This window comes from Mycobacterium sp. SMC-21, assembly GCF_045310825.1.
In the GTDB taxonomy this organism is placed as follows: domain Bacteria; phylum Actinomycetota; class Actinomycetes; order Mycobacteriales; family Mycobacteriaceae; genus Mycobacterium.
In genome coordinates this window covers 66,416-84,762 of the sequence record NZ_JBJIAO010000009.1, presented here as the reverse complement: position 1 = coordinate 84,762, position 18,347 = coordinate 66,416, and the positions used below count along the sequence as shown (strand labels likewise).

19 protein-coding genes are annotated in these 18,347 nt (G+C 67.2%); 10 read left to right on the top strand and 9 right to left on the bottom strand.

Features of this window, described 5'->3' with window-relative positions:
* The first annotated feature begins 78 nt into the window (after nt 1-78).
* A complete protein-coding gene (locus tag ACJH6H_RS11875) occupies nt 79-537 on the top strand; it encodes a MarR family winged helix-turn-helix transcriptional regulator (RefSeq protein ID WP_244872583.1) in 459 nt (152 codons plus the stop codon).
* Between the two features lie 64 nt (nt 538-601).
* On the opposite strand, the gene fmdA is transcribed toward ACJH6H_RS11875, so the two are convergent.
* Nucleotides 602-1,855, bottom strand: coding sequence for a formamidase (gene fmdA, locus ACJH6H_RS11870; protein ID WP_029118377.1), 1,254 nt, complete (start codon nt 1,853-1,855; stop codon nt 602-604).
* A gap of 127 nt (nt 1,856-1,982) precedes the next feature.
* Between fmdA and ACJH6H_RS11865 the strand changes: the two genes are divergently transcribed.
* A complete protein-coding gene (locus tag ACJH6H_RS11865; RefSeq protein ID WP_244872584.1) occupies nt 1,983-2,267 on the top strand; it encodes a zinc ribbon domain-containing protein in 285 nt (94 codons plus the stop codon).
* 90 nt (nt 2,268-2,357) lie between these two features.
* On the opposite strand, the gene tsf is transcribed toward ACJH6H_RS11865, so the two are convergent.
* Together tsf and rpsB are read right to left on the bottom strand one after the other, a co-directional pair.
* On the bottom strand, nt 2,358-3,173 hold the full coding sequence (gene tsf / locus ACJH6H_RS11860) for a translation elongation factor Ts (protein WP_020102030.1): 816 nt from the start codon (nt 3,171-3,173) through the stop codon (nt 2,358-2,360).
* Between the two features lies 1 nt (nt 3,174).
* The gene (gene rpsB / locus ACJH6H_RS11855; protein WP_212811843.1) at nt 3,175-3,987 is read right to left on the bottom strand and encodes a 30S ribosomal protein S2; all 813 of its coding nucleotides are present in this window, start codon (nt 3,985-3,987) and stop codon (nt 3,175-3,177) included.
* Nucleotides 3,988-4,276: 289 nt separating this feature from the next.
* On the opposite strand from rpsB, the gene ACJH6H_RS11850 reads away from it, so the two are divergent.
* The gene (locus tag ACJH6H_RS11850) at nt 4,277-4,756 is read left to right on the top strand and encodes a M23 family metallopeptidase (RefSeq protein WP_212811844.1); all 480 of its coding nucleotides are present in this window, start codon (nt 4,277-4,279) and stop codon (nt 4,754-4,756) included.
* 101 nt (nt 4,757-4,857) lie between these two features.
* Here the strand turns inward: ACJH6H_RS11850 and ACJH6H_RS11845 are convergent, their stop codons facing one another.
* Complete coding sequence (locus tag ACJH6H_RS11845) at nt 4,858-5,754, bottom strand: tyrosine recombinase XerC (protein ID WP_212811845.1); 897 nt, start codon at nt 5,752-5,754, stop codon at nt 4,858-4,860.
* Nucleotides 5,755-5,822: 68 nt separating this feature from the next.
* Nucleotides 5,823-6,578 carry a Fic family protein gene (locus ACJH6H_RS11840; protein WP_406774908.1) on the bottom strand — a complete coding sequence of 252 codons (756 nt, stop codon included), beginning with the start codon at nt 6,576-6,578 and terminating at the stop codon, nt 5,823-5,825.
* Here ACJH6H_RS11840 and ACJH6H_RS11835 point away from each other — a divergent pair.
* The gene (locus ACJH6H_RS11835; RefSeq protein ID WP_406774907.1) at nt 6,573-6,800 is read left to right on the top strand and encodes a hypothetical protein; all 228 of its coding nucleotides are present in this window, start codon (nt 6,573-6,575) and stop codon (nt 6,798-6,800) included. The genes ACJH6H_RS11840 and ACJH6H_RS11835 overlap by 6 nt on opposite strands.
* Before the next feature lie 258 nt (nt 6,801-7,058).
* On the opposite strand, the gene ACJH6H_RS11830 is transcribed toward ACJH6H_RS11835, so the two are convergent.
* The 4 genes from ACJH6H_RS11830 to ACJH6H_RS11815 form a co-directional block, all read right to left on the bottom strand.
* Nucleotides 7,059-8,222: a lactate 2-monooxygenase gene (locus ACJH6H_RS11830; RefSeq protein WP_212811846.1), complete on the bottom strand. Its 1,164-nt coding sequence runs from the start codon at nt 8,220-8,222 to the stop codon at nt 7,059-7,061.
* A gap of 73 nt (nt 8,223-8,295) precedes the next feature.
* Nucleotides 8,296-9,141: a siderophore-interacting protein gene (locus ACJH6H_RS11825; RefSeq protein ID WP_212811847.1), complete on the bottom strand. Its 846-nt coding sequence runs from the start codon at nt 9,139-9,141 to the stop codon at nt 8,296-8,298.
* Nucleotides 9,142-9,178: 37 nt separating this feature from the next.
* Nucleotides 9,179-10,150, bottom strand: coding sequence for a cellulase family glycosylhydrolase (locus ACJH6H_RS11820; protein WP_244872586.1), 972 nt, complete (start codon nt 10,148-10,150; stop codon nt 9,179-9,181).
* A 96-nt stretch (nt 10,151-10,246) separates the two neighbouring features.
* Nucleotides 10,247-10,858: a TetR/AcrR family transcriptional regulator gene (locus ACJH6H_RS11815; protein WP_212811849.1), complete on the bottom strand. Its 612-nt coding sequence runs from the start codon at nt 10,856-10,858 to the stop codon at nt 10,247-10,249.
* A gap of 182 nt (nt 10,859-11,040) precedes the next feature.
* Here ACJH6H_RS11815 and ACJH6H_RS11810 point away from each other — a divergent pair, with 182 nt between their 5' ends.
* The 6 genes from ACJH6H_RS11810 to ACJH6H_RS11785 all read left to right on the top strand — a co-directional run bounded on the left by ACJH6H_RS11810 (nt 11,041) and on the right by ACJH6H_RS11785 (nt 18,343).
* Nucleotides 11,041-12,798: an FAD-dependent monooxygenase gene (locus tag ACJH6H_RS11810; RefSeq protein ID WP_212811850.1), complete on the top strand. Its 1,758-nt coding sequence runs from the start codon at nt 11,041-11,043 to the stop codon at nt 12,796-12,798.
* Nucleotides 12,795-13,928, top strand: coding sequence for a VOC family protein (locus ACJH6H_RS11805; protein ID WP_318986019.1), 1,134 nt, complete (start codon nt 12,795-12,797; stop codon nt 13,926-13,928). The genes ACJH6H_RS11810 and ACJH6H_RS11805 overlap by 4 nt, the downstream gene beginning before the upstream one ends.
* Nucleotides 13,925-14,863: a fumarylacetoacetate hydrolase family protein gene (locus ACJH6H_RS11800; protein ID WP_406774906.1), complete on the top strand. Its 939-nt coding sequence runs from the start codon at nt 13,925-13,927 to the stop codon at nt 14,861-14,863. The genes ACJH6H_RS11805 and ACJH6H_RS11800 overlap by 4 nt, the downstream gene beginning before the upstream one ends.
* A complete protein-coding gene (locus tag ACJH6H_RS11795) occupies nt 14,860-16,743 on the top strand; it encodes an acyl-CoA synthetase (protein ID WP_212811852.1) in 1,884 nt (627 codons plus the stop codon). The genes ACJH6H_RS11800 and ACJH6H_RS11795 overlap by 4 nt, the downstream gene beginning before the upstream one ends.
* A 119-nt stretch (nt 16,744-16,862) precedes the next feature.
* A complete protein-coding gene (locus ACJH6H_RS11790; RefSeq protein WP_212811853.1) occupies nt 16,863-17,537 on the top strand; it encodes a hypothetical protein in 675 nt (224 codons plus the stop codon).
* Nucleotides 17,534-18,343 (top strand): SDR family oxidoreductase, encoded by an 810-nt coding sequence (locus ACJH6H_RS11785; protein ID WP_212811854.1) that lies wholly within the window; start codon nt 17,534-17,536, stop codon nt 18,341-18,343. Before ACJH6H_RS11790 ends, ACJH6H_RS11785 begins: the two co-directional genes overlap by 4 nt.
* The last annotated feature ends 4 nt before the right edge of the window (nt 18,344-18,347 follow it).

The window sequence follows — 18,347 nt, the reverse complement described above, 5'->3', positions numbered from 1 at the left end:
TCATTTTGAAGATACCTTCCGATCAGCGCTGTTTCACGGCGAGACGACAGGTCCGACCACGGTAGGCTGGGCGCCACCATGGAGATGAAGCCCGGCGCCCGTGCTGACACCATCGAGGAACTCGCTCGACTGGTGAAGTCGGTCGCCTTCGAACTGGACCGCGTCGTGACCGATCACCTGGGCGGTCTGACGGTGCGTCAGTGGCACGTGCTGGCCGCACTCGAGGGTGGCGCCGGAAAACCGATGACGGCACTGGCCGAGGTGACGCTGCTGCCCGGGCCGAGTCTGACCCGGCTCGTCGACGGGATGGTCGACGACAATCTGGTGCTGCGCAAGGCCGATGTGGTCGATCGCCGGCGGGTGTTGGTCTACCAGACCCGCCGGGGCAGCGCGCTGTACCGCCAGATCCGGGATCGGCTCAACAAGTCCGAACAGCTGGCCGCGCTGTGCACGTCAGCGTCGCTGCAGCCCGAAGCCCTGACCGAGCTGCTGGGCGTCCTGCAGGGTTCGAGCTCCCCGGCAGACCTGCGCGGCTGACACCGGTACCCGCCAAACAGCCAGTCCCCCAAGGTAATCGGGGAACTGGCTGCCGGCTGCGGGATCAGAAACTGGCGTGTGGCGCGCCCATTCCGGGATCGATCTGGTAGGGCCCCGATGCCGACGGCGCCACCGGGAAATCGAAGATCGCCGTCGGGATGTACACCGTCGCACAGGAATTCGGGATGTCCACCACGCCGGAGAGCCGGCCCTCGATCGGCGCGGATCCGAGCAGCAGGTAGGCCTGCTCCGGGCTGTAGCCGAACTTCGTCAGGTAGTCGATGGCGTGCAGACATGCGCGCTGGTAGGCCAGATCCGAGTCGAGGTATTTCTGCTCGCCGTCGAGCGTCACCGAGGTGCCGGAGAACGCCAGCCATTCCGAGTACTGCGGGTCGGTGTTGCCGGGCATGAAGATCGCGTTCTCATGCACGCCGTAGGTTTCCATGCCGCCCTTGATCAGATCCACGTGCAGGTCCATGAACCCGCCCATCTCGATCGCGCCGCAGAACGTGATCTCGCCGTCGCCCTGCGAGAAGTGCAGGTCGCCGAACGACAGGTTCGCGCCGGGGACGAACACCGGATAGAACACCCGGCTGCCCTTGGTGAGGTTCTTGATGTCCTGGTTTCCGCCGTTCTCGCGGGGCGGCGCGGTGCGGGCGGCCTCGGCGGCAGCCTTGGTGAAGGCATCGCCGCGCAATGAGCCCAGGATCGCGTCCTGCGGTTCGGGCGGCAATGCCAGCGGCGGCACGCGGTCGGGATCGGTCGCGATCAACGCGCCTTCGCGGGCGTTCCATTTGGCCAGCAGCGCCGCCGACGGCGCGGTGCCCATGAGGCCGGGATGCACGATGCCGGTGTACTTCACATGGGGCACGTGGCGCGAGGTGGCCTTCTGCCCCGAGAAGTCCCAGATCGCCTTGTAGGCGTCGGGGAATTGGTCGGTGAGGAACCCGCCGCCGTTCTGCTTGGCGAAGATGCCGGTGTATCCCCAGCCCTGCCCAGCCAGCGGCCCCGAGTCTTCCTGCGGAATGGGCCCGACGTCGAGGATGTCGACGATCAGCAGGTCACCCGGCTCGGCGCCCTCGATCGCGAACGGCCCGGACAGGCAGTGCACGCCCTTGAGTGGCGCGTTGAGGATGTCCTCGGCCGAGTCGTCGTTGTGGATGGCACCGTCGAACCACTCGCGGCAGTGCGCCCGGAAGCTGTCCCCCGGCTTGACGGTGACGGCCGGCGGGATGTCCGGGTGCCATCGGTTGTGGCCGACCAACTGTTGGTCGGTGAACTTCTTCGCCGAATCCAAGGGGAACAGCAATTCCGGCACATTGACCTCCTAGCGACACAAACACACTTGCTTCCGAATGGAAGTATTCAATACTGAAGGTGTCTCGTCTGCGGTTCGGGCAAGTTACATCCGGATGACGTTGGCGGATAGGGCTTATGGTGTCGTTGTGCCTACCTACGTATTCCGGTGTGGACAGGGTTGCCCGGACTTCACCGAACAACATTCGATGGCGAGCGTGCCCGCCGATACGCCGTGTCCGAGATGCAGCGGCGCGGCCAGGCGCCGAATCGGAGCGCCCGCCCTGGGCGCCGGCAACTCGCCGGGCATGCGGGCGCAGGACGCCACCCGCGCCACGGCGGACCGCCCCGATGTCGTCCAGAGCCTGCCCACGAGTCGCCGCCGCGCGCCGGTGACGACGAATCCGTTGCACCGCAAGCTGCCCCGGCCCTAGCCGGACAAAAGCAAAACCCCGCGCACTCCGGGATCGCCGGGTTTGTGCGCGGGGTTTTGTCAGTGAGCAGCGGGTGTGCTGCCCAAGTTCTTACTGCTGGCCGACCTCGAACCGCACGAAGCGGGTCACGGTGACGCCGGCCTCGTCCAGCAGGGCCTTCACGGTCTTCTTGTTGTCGGACACCGACGGCTGGTCGAGCAGCACGACGTCCTTGTAGAAGCCGGTGACGCGGCCTTCGACGATCTTCGGCAGTGCGGCCTCGGGCTTGCCCTCTTCCTTGGCGGTCTCCTCGGCGATACGACGCTCGTTGGCGACCAGGTCGGCGGGCACGTCCTCACGGGTGAGGTACTTGGCCTTCAGCGCGGCGATCTGCAGCGCGACCGCGTGAGCGGCCTCTTCGGAAGCACCGTTGTACTCGACCAGCACACCCACGGCCGGCGGCAGGTCCGCGGCACGCTTGTGCAGGTAGGTCTCGACGGTGCCGTCGAAGTAGGCGACCCGGCGCAGTTCGAGCTTCTCGCCGATCTTCGCGGACAGGTCCGCGACCAGCTGCTCGACGGTGGTGCCGTCGACGGTGGCGGCCTTGAGGGTCTCCACGTCGTTGGCCTTGGCCGCGACGGCAGCGGTGAGGATCTGGTCCGCGAGAGCCTGGAATTCGGCGTTCTTGGCGACGAAGTCGGTCTCGGAGTTCAGCTCGATGAGGGCGCCGTCCTTGGCGGCGACCAGGCCCTCGGCGGTGGCGCGCTCAGCGCGCTTGCCGACGTCCTTGGCACCCTTGATGCGCAGGACCTCGACGGCCTTGTCGAAGTCACCCTCGGTCTCAACCAGTGCGTTCTTGCAGTCGAGCATGCCGGAGCCGGTGAGCTCCCGCAGTCGCTTTACGTCAGCAGCGGTGTAGTTAGCCATCTCAGCTTTCTGTGGTGGTGGTTTCGGTGGTCTCAGCGGCAGCGTCGGTGCCGGCGGTCGCACCGGCGAGCAGTTCCTGCTCCCACTCGGCGAGCGGCTCGGCGCCTTCGGCCTCGGTCTTGGCACCCGAGCGGGCCTGCAGACCCTCGGCAACCGCGGAGGCGATCACCTTGGTCAGCAGCGCGGCGCTGCGGATGGCGTCGTCGTTACCCGGGATCGGGTAGTTGACCTGGTCGGGATCGCAGTTGGTGTCCAGGATCGCGATGACCGGGATGCCGAGCTTGATGGCCTCGGAAACGGCCAGGTGCTCCTTGTTGGTGTCGACGACCCAGATGGCCGACGGAACCTTCTGCATGTCCCGGATACCGCCGAGGCTGCGCTCGAGCTTGTTCTTCTCACGCGTCAGCATGAGGATTTCCTTCTTGGTGCGACCCTCGAAGCCACCGGTCTGCTCCATCGACTCGAGTTCCTTCAGGCGCTGCAGGCGCTTGTGAACGGTCGAGAAGTTGGTGAGCATGCCGCCCAGCCAGCGCTGGTTGACGTAGGGCATGCCGACGCGGGTGGCCTCGTCGGCGATGGACTCCTGGGCCTGCTTCTTGGTACCGACGAAGAGCACGGTGCCGCCGTGGGCAACGGTCTCCTTGACGAATTCGTACGCCTTGTCGATGTAGGTCAGCGTCTGCTGCAAGTCGATGATGTAGATGCCGTTGCGGTCGGTGAAGATGAACCGCTTCATCTTGGGGTTCCAGCGACGGGTCTGGTGCCCGAAGTGTGCGCCGCTGTCCAGCAGCTGCTTCATGGTCACTACGGCCATGTTGGTGCCTCACTCAGTTATCGGTTGTCGTCCGGTATCGGGTGATTCCGGACCCTGGCGTCTGCTGCGTGCCGGACCCAACTCGGTTGTCCGAGGTGGGACCGCCCGGCATGCGGTGGCGACCCGAGATCGAGCCGCTGTGCAGGCGCGCGAAGTCAACCCACGAATGCGGATTGCAGGTGGAAGTTTACACGCTCGCCGGGGGTGCTTTTGTCCACAGTGCGCGGGTTATCCACAGATCGGGTTTCTGGGGGTGCCGAAGCCGCCGCCGAAGCGCTGAACTGGCCTGATGCGGACTCTACTGGCGCTCCTGCTCGCCGGACTCGGCTCGACCGGCGTGGCGCACGCCACCGACGACCGCCTGGACTGGCCGCTGCGGCCGCGACCGGCCGTCGTGCGCACGTTCGACGCGCCGCGGCCGAACTGGCAGCGCGGGCATCGGGGCGTCGACCTCGCCGGTGCCGCCGGCCAGACGGTGTACGCCGCCGGCCCGGGCACCGTGGTGTTCGCCGGCGAGCTCGCAGGCCGGCCCGTCGTGTCGGTCGCTCATCCGGGCGGGCTGCGGACCAGCTACGAGCCCGTCCGGGCGGCGGTGCGCGCCGGCGCCGTCGTCGCGGCGGGTACGCCGCTCGGCACGCTGCTGGCCGGGCACCCCGGCTGCGCGAGCTGTCTGCACTGGGGCGCCATGTGGGGCGCGTCGTCCGACGCCGACTACGTCGATCCCCTCGGCCTGCTCGCCACCACCCCGATCCGCCTCAAGCCCCTTTGACCGCGAGCGGCCGTGTTTGTACGGCGACACGCCGCTATTCGCGTGCACGATGCGCACCCTCGCCGGCCGCGAGCGGCCCCCAAAATGCTCGCGACGACGAGTTAGGCCCGAGGGTGGGCCTGGTCGTGGACGGCGCGCAGCCGGGCGACGGTCACGTGCGTGTAGAGCTGCGTCGTCGCGAGCGATGAATGCCCCAGTAGCTCCTGCACCACGCGCAGGTCGGCACCACCTTCCAGCAGGTGGGTGGCCGCGCTGTGGCGCAAGCCGTGCGGCCCGATGTCGGGTGCACCGTCCACCGCCGAGATCGTCTGGTGCACGACGGTTCGCGCCTGTCGGGGGTCGAGGCGTCGTCCCCGTGCCCCGAGCAGCAGCGCCGGGCCGGACGTCGCGACCGCCAGCGCCGGGCGGCCGTCGGACAGCCAGGCCCGCAGCGCGTTGAAGGCCGGTTCCCCGAAGGGCACGGTGCGCTCCTTGTCGCCTTTACCGAGCACGCGCAGCAACCGGCGGCTCTGGTCGACATCATCGATGTCCAGGCCGCACAGCTCGCTGACACGGATGCCGGTGGCATACAGCATCTCGACGATCAGCCGGTCCCGCAGCGCCACCGGATCACCTTGTTCGGCACCGGAATTCGCCGCCGACATGGCATCGACGGCCTGGTCCTGACGCAGCACTGCGGGCAGCGCACGATGCGCCTTGGGGGTCTGCAGCCGGACGGCCGGGTCGGTCTCGAGCAGCCCGCGCCGCACGGCCCACGCAGTGAAGGTCTTGACCGCCGAGGTCCGGCGGGACAGCGTGGTCCGGGCGGCGCCCCTGGCGGCCTGTTCGGCGAGCCACGACCGCAGCGTCATGAGGTCCAGGTCCGCGAGGGTCGCGTCGTCGCCGAGGAATTCCCCCAACGACCGCAGGTCACCGAGATAGGCGCGCCGCGTGTGCTCGGAACGCCCGCATTCGAGTTCGAGGTACTGATCGAACTCGTCGAGAACCGCCTGGTGCACTCCCCTACGTTGGCAGAACGCTCGGCCGATCGCCCGTCACGCCACCCGTCGGTTTCCGAGCTGTGACCTCAGGCGTCGACGCGCCTGCCCGCACGTTCGGCGAACGCATCGAGCGCAGCAAGAACTTCCGGGGATCGCCATACGCGATTGCGGCGCCCAGCGGTGGTCTCGATGATCACGCCTGCCTCAACCAATGGAGTCAGTACGCGCTGGGCGTGTGCAGTCTGGGCCACAATGCCTTTGTCCACGAGCAGTGCGGCATTGATCACGGGGCGGCTGGTCAGTAGGTCGGCCACCTTCCACGCTCCTGAATCCGCACGCGCGGTGATCCTGTCGTTCCAGCTGGCGCGGATGGTACGCAGGTCTGTGACCAGCTGCCGACCGTTGACCGTGGCGCGCAGACTTGCCTCGGCAAATCGCTCCACGATGGGCGCGGCGTCACCCTCCCGGTACGCCGTAAGTGCCCCGATGTATCCGTCCGTATCGGCCAGCAACCCCGCCGACACCGGCACAGTGATCTGACGAGTCAGTGCCTTATTGCGCAGCATTGCCTGGACCAGCGCACGCCCGGTGCGACCGTTGCCGTCGGTAAACGGGTGCAGCGTCTCGAATTGAGCGTGGGCTACCGCGATCAGCGGCAGTACTGCGGTGTCGGTGCGCCTCGTGAACGCGATGAGGTCGTCGATCGCAGCGGGAATGAGTTCGTGACGTGGGCCTACGAATGTCGCACCGACAGGTGTCGATCCACGACCGATCCACACCGGCTCGGTACGCCATTGCCCCGGGGTGTGCCGTGGCTGATTGACCATGAGCGCGGCGTGCATCGCGAGGATGGCTGCGGCGTCGATGGTCCCCGAGAGATCCAACGCAGCCTGCATCGCGGCGGTGTTGGCGACGATGTCGGCGGCGTTGCGCTTGCCAGTGCCACCGACGAGCTCTTCCTCGGCGACAGATCTTGCCGACGCCGAGAGATTCTCGATCTGGGAGCTGGCAGCAGATTCCGACCGCAGCAGGACCGCAGCGAACGGTGCGATCTCGCCGCCTAGTTCGGCGTCGAACCGGGCGATCTCGCTGCTTCAGCCTCGGCCAAGACCGCGTCAGGCAACACCAGGTCCAGCTCGGCGATGCTTGCCGGCACTGCTGGATGGTAGGTGCCGTGTTTGGGTGGCATACCTGCGTAATGAACCTGCGGCTCCCAGCGCACATCCTCGTAAGTAACAGCGCTAAGTGGATGCACACTGCGACCTTACATCCATTTATCGGTTAAGTGGATGTAAGATTGGGTGTTGCATCCACTTGTTCGCTCAGGCGTCGACGCGACGCAAGGCATCCGGCGTCAGTTCGGCCAGTGAGCGGTAGCCGTCGATGGCCATGGTCAGGTCGGTCTCGGCCAGCAGGGACCGCACCACGTGAACGACGCCGGCGGTGCCGGCCAGCGCCATGCCGTACGCGTACGGCCGGCCGATGCCGACCGCCGTCGCCCCCAGCGCCAGCGCTTTGACGACGTCGGCGCCGGTCCGGACGCCGGAGTCGAACAGCACCGGCAGTCCGTCGGCCGCCGCGACGACGCCGGGCAGGCAGTCGATGGCCGGAATTCCGCCGTTGGCCTGCCGGCCGCCGTGGTTGGAGCAGTAGATGCCGTCGAGGCCGGCGTCGCGGACGCGCCGCGCGTCGTCGGGGTGACAGATGCCCTTGACCAGCAGCGGCAACTTCGTCAGCGATCGCAGCCAGGGCAGGTCGTCCCAGGTCAGCGGGTTGCCGAAGTCCTGCACCCACTGCATCACCACGCCCTGTGGGTTCTGCTCGGGCGGCGCGGGCAGCTTGGCACGGAAGACCGGGTCGCTGGTGTAGTTGGACAGACAGTGGCCGCGCAGCTGCGGGAAGTTGGCCGTCGACAGGTCGCGGGGACGCCAGCCGGGTACCCAGGTGTCGAGGGTGACGACGATGCCCTGGTACCCCGCCGCTTCGGCACGGCTGACGAGGCTCGCCGCCAAATCGCGGTCTTTCGGGGTGTACAGCTGGAAAAAGCCTGGGGTATCACCGAATTCGGCGGCGACGTCCTCCAGCGGATCGCTGGTGAGCGTCGAGACCATCATCGGCACCCCGGTCTGGGCCGCAGCCCGCGCGGCATGCAGGTCGCCGTGGCCGTCGCGGGCACAGATGCCCATGACGCCGATGGGCGCGAGGAACAACGGCGATGGCAGCTTCAGCCCGAACAGGTCGATCGTCAGGTCCCGCTCGGTGGCCCCGACCAGCATCCGCGGCATGAGGCCCCAGCGCTCGAAGGCGCTGACGTTGACGCGTTGCGTCCGCTCGTCACCGGCGCCGCCGGCGACGTACGACCAGATCGACGGCGGCATCGCGGCCTGGGCGCGCTCCTCGAGTTCCGCGAACGAGATCGGCAGCGTCGGGACGACACCGCCGAGCCCCTGCAGGTAAATCTCGAGTTGATAGTCACCGAACGCCATCAGGCCGCCCTTCCGTCGCAAACTTCGGCTGAGGATCGCACATTAGCGTCGGCCTGCGCGTCGGCTTTCCGGCCTATGCCTCGGCTTCGGCCTTCGCCAGCTCGGCCTTCCACTGCCGGAAGGTCTCTTCGGTCCGGCCGCGGCGCCAGTAGCCGGAGATGGACGCCCATTCGGCGCCGACGCCGCGCTCCTTGCGCAGGTAGGGCCGCAGGTTGTGCATGACGGTCTGCGCCTCACCGTGCACGAACACCTGGACCTGGCCGGGCAGCCAGTCGGCCGCCCGGACCGCCGCGATGAGCGGCGCGTTGTCGCCGGCCTGGTCATCGGGCACGAGGTCGGCGCGGCCGCCGCGGTGGATCCACTGGATCTTCACGCCGGCCGGCGCGGTCAACTCGAGTTCGTCGTCCGGTCCGTCGACTTCGATGAAGGCCTGGCCGATCGCGTTGGGCGGCAACGCTTCCAGCGCGGTGCTCAGCGCCGGCAGCCCGGCTTCGTCGCCGGCCAGCAGGTGCCAGTCGGCGGCCGGGTTGGGCGCGTATGCCCCATTGGGTCCCATGAGATACGCGGGGTCGCCTGGCGCCAACGACGCCGCCCACGGCCCGGCCACGCCGGTGTCGCCGTGTACGACGAAGTCGACGGTGAGTTCGCGCTGCTCGACGTCGACGCTGCGCACGGTGTAGGTCCGCACCGTCGGGCGCTGGTCGGCCGGCAGCTCCTCGAAGCTGTCCAGCGTGAGCGGCTGCGCGAGATCGGCCACCTGGACACCGGTGGGCACGATGACGAACTTGACGTAGGAATCTGTGAATTCCTTGGGAGTGAAGGTGTCGAACCCGTTGCCGCCGAACACAACACGAATCATGTGCGGGGTCAGGCGCTGGGTGCGGAGTACTTCGAACGTATGAATCGGACGGCCTGCCACGCCTCGACTATACGAGCGGCGCGGCCGCCGTGGTGGGCTACCGAGCCAGCACCGCCGCCGTGTACTTGGGCTTCCAGTCCGACGTCAGCAACGCACCGAAGTTGGATTCGAGGTCGTCACGCTTGGCGGTGTCGGTGTCACGCACCGCGAAGATGAAGGCCGGGCCGCTCCAACCCGTCCCCGCCACGCCCGACAGCACCTGCAGAATCTGGCGCGCCTGCTCGTCCTGGCTGACGCCCCGGGCCTGCGGCGCGCACGTCGAGGCGCCCAGTTCCGTCATCCACACCTTCTTGTCTCCGTCGCCGTTGACGGTCATCAGGTCGTGCACGCGCACCAGGTCCGACCACCCGTTGTCGCCGTCTTCGGCGATGCCGCCCGGGAACACATACGGGTGCATCGCGGTGGCGTCGAAGAACTTCCGCGCGCCATTGGCGTACATGTCGGCGAGGAATTTGGTCGGCGCGTCCGGGCCGGTGGCGCGGCTGAGCCCGGCGGCGATGACCGTGGCGTCGGGCTGAATGGCCTTGATCGCCGGATAGGCCGCCTTGAGCAGCTCGGTGTAGACGGCAGCGCGGTTGTCGGTGAATCCGAAGAACAGCGGCAGATTCGGCTCGTTCCAGATCTCCCAATCGGCGACGCGGTCGCCGTAGCGCTGCACGACGGCCGTGACGAAGGCGGCGTAGTCCGCCGGATTCACCGGTGGCGCACTGAAATACGAACCCGGCGCCCGAGCCCACGTGGGGCTGTACGCGATCAGGCCGAGCACCTTCAGGCCACGCTTCTTGGAGCCGTTCACCCAGTGGTCGACGTAGTGCCAATTGTATTGGCCCTTAACAGGTTCCACGATGTGCCAGTCGATCAGCACCCGCATCCACTCCGCCCGCGTTCGGGCCACGGCATCGAGTTCGCGGTCGGCGTCGGCGTCGCTCATCCAGGACTGCGGCGCGCCGACGCTGAATCCATAACCGGCGTCGGGCACCGCGGGCATCGCGACGAGCGAAGGCCGCACCCACACGCATTCGCCCGCTAGCAGCGCGACGACCAATCCGATGACGGCAGCGAGCCACCGAAAACAGCGGCGAGCGCGAACCATGCCAGCGGGCATTCAGGCGGACGGCTGCAGTGCGGGCAGCGGCTCGGTCGCGATGCGGTGCGCCTCTTGGGTGTCGATCCCCAAGGCGCGCAACACAAGTTCCGCAGTGGCCGAGCCTGCCTCACGCCAGGTCTGATGACCTTCCAGAACCATCCACATGGCGCTGACCGTGGCGCCCATGACCATCGAGGCCACGCTGTCGACTCCGATCTCACCCAGCTGGTAGCGGCCGGCCGCCACGCCGGCGTCGACGTCACTGCTCGGCGGGCCGGCCATCCAGGTGCGCAGCGTCTCTTCGCTGAGGCCGAACTTGACGGCGAACCGTCCCAGCATGGGGTTCTCGTGCCCATAGCGCACCCACATCCGAATGCCCGTGGCCAGCCTCGTCGCGGCATCATCGGTCGCCGCCGCCAGGAACGAAGCCGAAACGCGCCGATGCAGGTCCGCGGTGACCTCACTGACGACGCGATCGAACAGATCGTCCATCGAGCCGACGTTCCGGTACAGGGTGCCGCGGGCCACGTTCGCCTCTTGCGCCAGCTCACTGATGGTGACCTGCGTGGTGCCCTTCTCGACGAAGAGCCGCACTGCCGCCGTCACGATCCGGTCGTCAGTTGTGGTCATGGCGCGGCTCCTTCAAGTTCTCCTGCACCGTCTGCATCACCTGTCCAATCCATAACGATAGCAACAGCGATTGCACACATCATCGATCTTCTGAACAACTTTGTTCAAAATACACCCTTGACTTGTGTTGAACACTTCTGTTCAATTCGATACATAGTTGTTGCCACTCGAAGGGATCAACGATGATCGAACCCTCCCCGACTGACCGGATCCCGGTACTGATCGCCGGCGGCGGGCCGGTCGGCCTCACCTTGGCGCTGACCTTGGCCCGTCAGGGCGTGCCGGCACTACTCGTCGAACGCAATCCGTCGACGACGACGCACCCCAAGATGGACATCACCAATGGCCGCAGCATGGAGCTGTACCGGCAACTCGGCATCGCCGACGAACTACGCAAAGTGGCTGTCCCCGAGGACAATCCGTTCGACGTCGCGTGGGTCACCAAGCTCAGTGGGTGGGAGTTGGCGCGATTCCGCTACCCCGGGGTGGCCGCGCGCCGCGACGCCATCCGGGCCTGCATCGACGGGACCATGGCGTTGGAGCCCCCGATGCGGGTCTCCCAGGCGATTCTCGAACCGGCGCTGAAGGAGATCCTGGAGACGCGCACCGGCGTCGACGTCCGGTATGGGTGGGCATTGCAGTCGTTCCGCCAGGACGCCGGCGGCGTCGACGCCGTCATCAACTGCAGCGCCACCGGCGAGACCCGGACCGTACGCGCGGACTATCTGGCCGGTTGCGACGGCGCCGGCAGCATCGTGCGACGCGAACTGGGAATCGCGTTGCACGACATCGATATCCGCCGTATGGCCGCCCGCGAAATCGGGCTGCGCAAAATGGTCGCGGGCACGGTGCGGGCATTCATGGACCAGCGACAGACCCCGATGGACGGCCGCGTGTACATGGTGCATTTCACTTCCCCGGCCCGCGAGATCTTGGAGCGGTTCGGCACCACCTGGCACACCCAGTCCCCCGAAGGCTGGACCCTCATCTCGCAGAACGACCGTGACACCTGGACGTTGCACACGCTGATCGGCGTGGGAGTGAAGACCGAGGCGATCGATCCGAAGCAGTTCCTGTTCGCCCGCCTGGGAGTCGAATTCGACTGCGACATCATCGTTGCCAACGAGTGGCGGCCCCGGCTGTCGCTGGCCGACTCGTACGGGCACGGCCGAGTCTGGCTGGCCGGCGACTCCGCCCACCAGGTGGTGCCCAACGGTGGCTACGGCATGAACACCGGTGTCGGCGACGGGGTCGGGCTGGGCTGGGCGCTGGCCGCCGTTGTCAACGGCTGGGGCGGTCCGCGCCTGCTCAGTGCGTACGCGGCCGAACGCCGCGGCGTCGGGATCGCCAATCGGGATGCCTCAGCACGCCACACCATGGTGCGCCTGGCCATCCAAATGGCAAACCGCGCTTCGCTTTCCGGGCAGAACTGGTCAGGTGAACGCGACCGCGCACGCCTGGGACGCGAGATTCTGGATCTCGGCAACCTCGAAAACGAGGCCGACGGAATCGAGTACGGATACCGCTATGACACCTCACCGGTCGTCTGTACGGAACCGAGCTGCCCGCCGGCCGGCCCCTCACATCGGTACATCCCGAGCACCGTGCCGGGTGCCCGCCCGCCGAGTGTCTTCCTGCCCGATGGCACAGCGTTGTTCGATCTGTTCGGCCCCGGATTCACCCTGCTGCGTTTCACCGATATCGATATCACCGACTTGATGGCGGCGGCCGACGACCGCGGTGTCCCACTGACCGTCGTCGACGTCCGCGACGCACACACCCGCAAGCTCTACGAGCGCGACCTGGTGCTCATCCGTCCCGATCAGCACGTCGCATGGCGCGGAGACCACGGCCCCGCCGACGCGCTGGCCGTGATCGACAAGGTCCGGGGTGCGGTCGGCGCCGCGGTCACAGCGTCACGAAAGGAGTACGCACGATGAGCAGCAACACCATTGGCGCCCACAACGGCCTGCACAGCGCGCAGGGGGCACTGGCCGGCGAGCACCCTGGGCGCTCCCGCAACCCACTGATCAAGGTGACGGACGTCGCCTGGCTGGAATTCGACAAACCCGACCTGGCGCGCGCCGAGGCCTTTGCCCATGCATTCGGCTTCGGCACCGCGCTGCGCACCGATACCGAATTGCATTTGCGCGGCAGCGATCCCGACGCCCCGTGTGTCCTCATCCGGCGTGGCGCGCAGACGCGTTTCCGCGGCATGGCGTTCGCCGCCGGCGACGACACAGACCTGGTCCGACTGGCCGACAAGACCGGCGCCCGGGTGACCGCGCTACCGGAGGCGATCGGCGGGCTGGGTGTGCACTTGACCGACCCCAGCGGTATTCCGGTGCACGTGGTGTCCGGTACGCATCCGCTGAGCCCGCTGCCGGCCCAGGCACCGCACACCTTCAACCTCGGCCACGATGTCGTCCGGATCAACGCCACTCAACGGCCGCCGCGGGTGCCGACGACGGTGCAACGCCTCGGCCACGTCGTCGTCCAGTCCACCAAATACCGTGCCGCGCTGGACTGGTACCTCGATACGCTCGGCTTGATCGTCAGCGACTTCCTGTACTTCCCGGGCCAGCGCGAACGCGGCCCCACCATGAGCTTCATCCGGTGTGACCGCGGCTCGATCCCGACCGACCACCACACCCTCGCCTTGGCGCTGGGGCCCGCGAACCGCTACGTCCACTCGGCCTATCAGGTCAGTGACCTCGACGCCCTCGCCGCCGGTGGTGAATACCTCAAAGACCATGGCTACCAACGCTCCTGGGGCATCGGCCGGCACATCCAGGGCAGCCAGATCTTCGACTACTGGCGTGACCCGGACGGGTTCATGGTCGAGCACTTCACCGACGGCGACATGTTCGACAGCACGCTCGAACCCGGATGGGCCGAGTTCACCGCCTCCGGCCTGGCGCAATGGGGACCGCCGGCCACCGCCGACTTCCTCGGCACCAGTCCGCGGCACGCGCGCGGCGAGGTACGAGAACTGCTCACCGCCCTGCGCAGCAACAACGAATTCGACGTCAACCGCCTCATCGGCCTACTGAAAGCAGCCAAGTCATGACCATCTCCGTTCTGCGCACCGCCGACGCCTGGTGGGTGCACACCGCCACCGGTGCCGCCAAGATCGCCACCGATGCGACCACCACGGGCGCCCTGCTCGCCGACCGCGTCGCCATCGAAGCCGCTGCCGCCGACACCGCCACGGTGCCGGTCGACAGCCTCGAACTCGTGTCTCCCGTGACCGTACCCTGCCGGGTGGTCGCCCAGATGACGAACTTCGCCTCGCACGTCAAAGACGCCGGGATGGAACCGGCCTCGATCCCGTTGACCTTCTTCCGTAAATCGTCGGCGTCGATCACGGGCCCATCGGACGCGATCGTCAAACCCAGCCACGTGCAGTTCCTGGACTACGAAGTGGAGATCGGTCTGGTCATCGGCACCGACATCCCGGTGGGCAGCACCATCACCGAGGCCAACCTCGCCGACTACGTAGCCGGACTGGTGGTCACCAATGACGTCTCCGCGCGCGACATCCAGCTGCCCCAGACACAGTTCTACGAGGCCAAGTCCTACCCCACCTTTACGCCCGTCGGCCCGGCCCTGGTGCTGTTGACCGCCGCCGAGCTCAAGCGCTTCGGCGAGCTGCGACTACAGCTGCGCGTGAACGGCCAACTGCGGCAAGACATGCGCGTTGCCGGCGACATGATCTACCCGCCGCTGCAGGCCCTGCAATCGCTGACCCGCTTTCAAGACCTCAGTGCCGGCGACCTGATTCTGACCGGCACACCCGTGGGCACCGCGCTGAGTGCGCCGCACAAGGCTGTCGCGTTCATCGGGTCGCTGCTGCCGCCCGCCGTGAAATGGAAGGCCTTCTTCAAGAGCCAGGCGCGCAACCCGAAATACCTGCACGACGGTGACGTCGTCGAGACGACCATCGCCACCGATGACGGCGCCATCGACCTCGGCGCCCAGCGCAACATCGTGAAGTACGCATGAGCGCGAACCTGTTGTGGCCCAGGTACTCCAGCCCGAGCGACCTGGCCGACATCGAAGCCGTCCCACTTTCCGAGCGGGGCTTGCCGGCCTCCACCTACGCGCTGCTGGCGCGCGCGGCACAGATGTGGCCGGACCGGATCGCCGTCAGCGTCGTGCCCGACGGCGAACGTTGGGAGAAGCCCGTTGAGCGCACCTTCAGCCAACTGCTGCACGACGTGCACCAGAGCGCAAACCTACTGCGCGACTTGGGTGTTCAGCGCCATGATGCCGTCGCGCTCATCGCACCGAACTGCGATGACCTGATCACCGCGACGCTGGCGGCTCAGCTCGCCGGCATCGCGGCGCCCATCAACGGCGGGCTCTCCCCGGAGCACGTCAGTGAACTGGTGCGGCGATCCGGCGCCCGAGTCCTCATCACGGCGGACGCTGAGCTCGACGCCTCGGCATGGGCGGTGGCAGAGCGTCTCGTCAGTGCCGGCTTGATCGACACCATCCTGCTGATCGGGCCGACCGGCGCGACGGCGATCGACGTCCCCACGGTGGCGGGAGCCAAGGTCGACTACCTGGCGCGACTGTCCACGGCACACGACGGCACCCGATTCCACGGCGCCGCACCGGAATCCACCGATCTGGCCGCGTTGTTCCACACCGGCGGAACCACCGGCGCGCCGAAACTGGCCGCCCACACGCACGCCAACGAGGTGGCCGATGCATGGATGATCGCCGCCAACACGGTGCTCGATGAAACCCCGGTGTTGTTCGCCGCGCTGCCACTGTTCCACGTCAACGCCCTCGTGGTGACGCTACTGGCGCCGCTGCTGCGCGGACAGCAGGTGCTGTGGGCCGGCCCGCTCGGCTACCGGGATATGTCGCTCTACGGCAACTTCTGGAAAATCATTGAGCGCTACGGGATCTCCACCATGAGCGCGGTACCGACGGTGTACGCCGTGCTCAGCCTGCTCCCCGTCGATGCCAACATCTCCAGTCTGCGGATGGCGATTGTCGGTGCCTCCGCGCTGCCGCCTGCGGTGCGCAGCGATTTCGAGTCGCACACCGGTGTCCCCCTGCTGGAAGGTTACGGCCTGACCGAGGCCACCTGCGCCAGCGCGCGCAGCTTCCCCGACCATCCCCGGCCCGGCTCGGCCGGTCAGCGGCTCCCCTACCAACAACTCAAGACCGTCGACATCGACGACAACGGCGACTGGCACGAACTGTCGGCCGGCCAGATCGGCACCCTCGTGGTCGGTGGCCCCACCGTGTTCCCGGGCTACGTCACCGACCGCAGCTCTGACGGTTTCGTCCTCGACGGCAACGGCAAGCTCGTCGACGGTTGGCTCGACACCGGCGACCTCGCATGGGTCGACGACGACGGCTTCGTCCATCTCTGCGGGCGCGCGAAGGACCTGATCATCCGCGGCGGGCACAACATCGACCCGGCAATGATCGAAGACGCACTGCTGGCGCATCCCGACGTCACCGGCGCGGCCGCGGTCGGCCGGCCCGACGTGCACGCCGGTGAGGTACCGGTCGCGTATGTCACATTGCGGCCCGACGCTGCCACAACTCCGGATTTGTTGCGGCAGTGGGCCGTTGAGCACGTCGCCGAGAGCGCGGCCGCTCCGAAATCGGTAATCGCGATCGACGCCATCCCCGTCACCGCCGTCGGTAAGCCGTACAAGCTGCCGCTGCGGGCCGACGCCGCCCGAAGCGCGGTCCGTGACGCCGTCGCAGATGTCGACGGCGTGCGCGGCGTGACCGCGGATACCGAAGACGCAGCAACGGTTGTCACGGTGCGCGTGGCCCCCGGCACGGACCGTGCCCCGGTCGAGGCAATCCTGGGCCGTTACGCCCTCACGTGGCGGCTGGTGGATGCGGAGTGAGCACCGTGACGCCAACCCGCACCACGTCGCTGCTTGCTCCACTCATGTTGCGTAGCGATCTCTCGCGTGACGCAGCCACCACATACTGGGCAAAGACGCACGCCGACAAGGTCATACGTTTGCCACATCTCCTCGAATACAACCAACGGCTGTTCTCGTCCACCGACCACGGGTTCTGGCCGGCCACCGCCGGCATAGGTACCTCGATACCGCGCACATGGCACCTCGACGGCTGCGCCGAGATCCGATTCACCAGCGCCGCGGCCATGCTGCGCACCGGCCTGCACTCGCGCGAGGTGTTCCTCGATGAGCAGAACGTCTTCACCCGGGTGTTGGCCCACCACACAGGGCCGCGCGGCGGACGCTGGTTCACCGACGGGTACGACAACTCCGCCCAGCAGCACGTCGCACTGTTGTTGCGCCGCCGAATGGGTGTCGCCGCCAGGATGTTTCGTTCCTTTGTGCATCAGCAGCTGAGCCCGGCGCTGATGGCAGCAGGCGCAAGGGATCTACGGTCCTACGCCTTCCTACCGTATACCCCGCTTCTCGGCGGATCGCCCGGCGTCGCCCACGACAACCCGCCCCAACACCGGTACCACGCAGCGGTGTTTTTCGGCGTGGACGATCGCGCCGCGCTCGACGAGCTTCTCACACACGACAATTTGGCCGAGGTGCTCGACACGCAGCACACCGTGCTGACCGCAGTGCACGGCTATGCGGTGGAGCGCACCGTCCCGGTGATCGGCCGTTCTCGAACCACATCTTTCAACCTCATCGAAGGGACGACCCCATGAGCTTGCCCACCCCGAACCCGTCGTCGACTGCCGTCGTCACCGGCGCGTCATCCGGCATCGGCGCCGACATCGCACGCGAACTCGCCGCCCGCGGCCACAACGTCACCTCGGTGGCCCGCCGCGAAGACCGGCTGCATGCACTTGCTGCGGAGCTCTCGTCAGAAGTCAATGTCGAAGTGATCGGGTGCGATGTCACCGATCCGACGCAGCGGGCCGCACTGTTCAGCACCATCGCAACGCGCGGTCTGCAGGTCGACATCCTGGTCAACAATGCGGGCATCGGAACCATTGGCGCAGTTGTCGACTCGTCCGTGGATGCGGAAATCAACCAGGTCCGCGTCAATGTCGAGGCTGTCATCGACCTGACGACCCGCGCCGTACAGCAGATGGTTCCCCGCCGCCGCGGCGCCATCCTCAACGTCGGGTCAAGCGCCGGGTTCATGCCGACACCCACACAGGCCGGCTACGCCGCCACCAAGGCATTTACCCATGTGTACGGCGAAGGACTGCGCGGAGAGCTCGCGGGCACCGGCGTCACTGTCGCCACGTTGTGCCCAGGGCCTGTGGCGACCGAATTCCTCTCTGCCGCAGGCGCTGACGACGATGTATTCCGGTTGCCCAAAATGATGTACATGTCCTCCCGCGACGTTGCACGAGCCGGCATCGAGGCCATCGATCGCGACTGCGGGACGGTGATCCCGGGGTGGCCAACCCGGGTTGTCACCCGTATCGCGCGCCTTGTTCCCAACCGCCTCCTCGTGCGTGTTCTTGCCTCGGGCAGGCGCTCGCTGCTGACGAGCAGTTGATCCC

Coding starts and splice junctions, on each gene's coding strand:
- ACJH6H_RS11800 (WP_406774906.1), top strand. CDS start 13,925: ATGACCATCTCCGTTCTGCGCACCGCCGACGCCTGGTGGGTGCACACC.
- ACJH6H_RS11850 (WP_212811844.1), top strand. CDS start 4,277: ATGCGGACTCTACTGGCGCTCCTGCTCGCCGGACTCGGCTCGACCGGC.
- ACJH6H_RS11795 (WP_212811852.1), top strand. CDS start 14,860: ATGAGCGCGAACCTGTTGTGGCCCAGGTACTCCAGCCCGAGCGACCTG.
- ACJH6H_RS11830 (WP_212811846.1), bottom strand. CDS start 8,222: ATGGCGTTCGGTGACTATCAACTCGAGATTTACCTGCAGGGGCTCGGC.
- ACJH6H_RS11805 (WP_318986019.1), top strand. CDS start 12,795: ATGAGCAGCAACACCATTGGCGCCCACAACGGCCTGCACAGCGCGCAG.
- ACJH6H_RS11840 (WP_406774908.1), bottom strand. CDS start 6,578: ATGCACGCCGCGCTCATGGTCAATCAGCCACGGCACACCCCGGGGCAA.
- ACJH6H_RS11785 (WP_212811854.1), top strand. CDS start 17,534: ATGAGCTTGCCCACCCCGAACCCGTCGTCGACTGCCGTCGTCACCGGC.
- ACJH6H_RS11810 (WP_212811850.1), top strand. CDS start 11,041: ATGATCGAACCCTCCCCGACTGACCGGATCCCGGTACTGATCGCCGGC.
- tsf (WP_020102030.1), bottom strand. CDS start 3,173: ATGGCTAACTACACCGCTGCTGACGTAAAGCGACTGCGGGAGCTCACC.
- rpsB (WP_212811843.1), bottom strand. CDS start 3,987: ATGGCCGTAGTGACCATGAAGCAGCTGCTGGACAGCGGCGCACACTTC.
- ACJH6H_RS11875 (WP_244872583.1), top strand. CDS start 79: ATGGAGATGAAGCCCGGCGCCCGTGCTGACACCATCGAGGAACTCGCT.
- ACJH6H_RS11815 (WP_212811849.1), bottom strand. CDS start 10,858: ATGACCACAACTGACGACCGGATCGTGACGGCGGCAGTGCGGCTCTTC.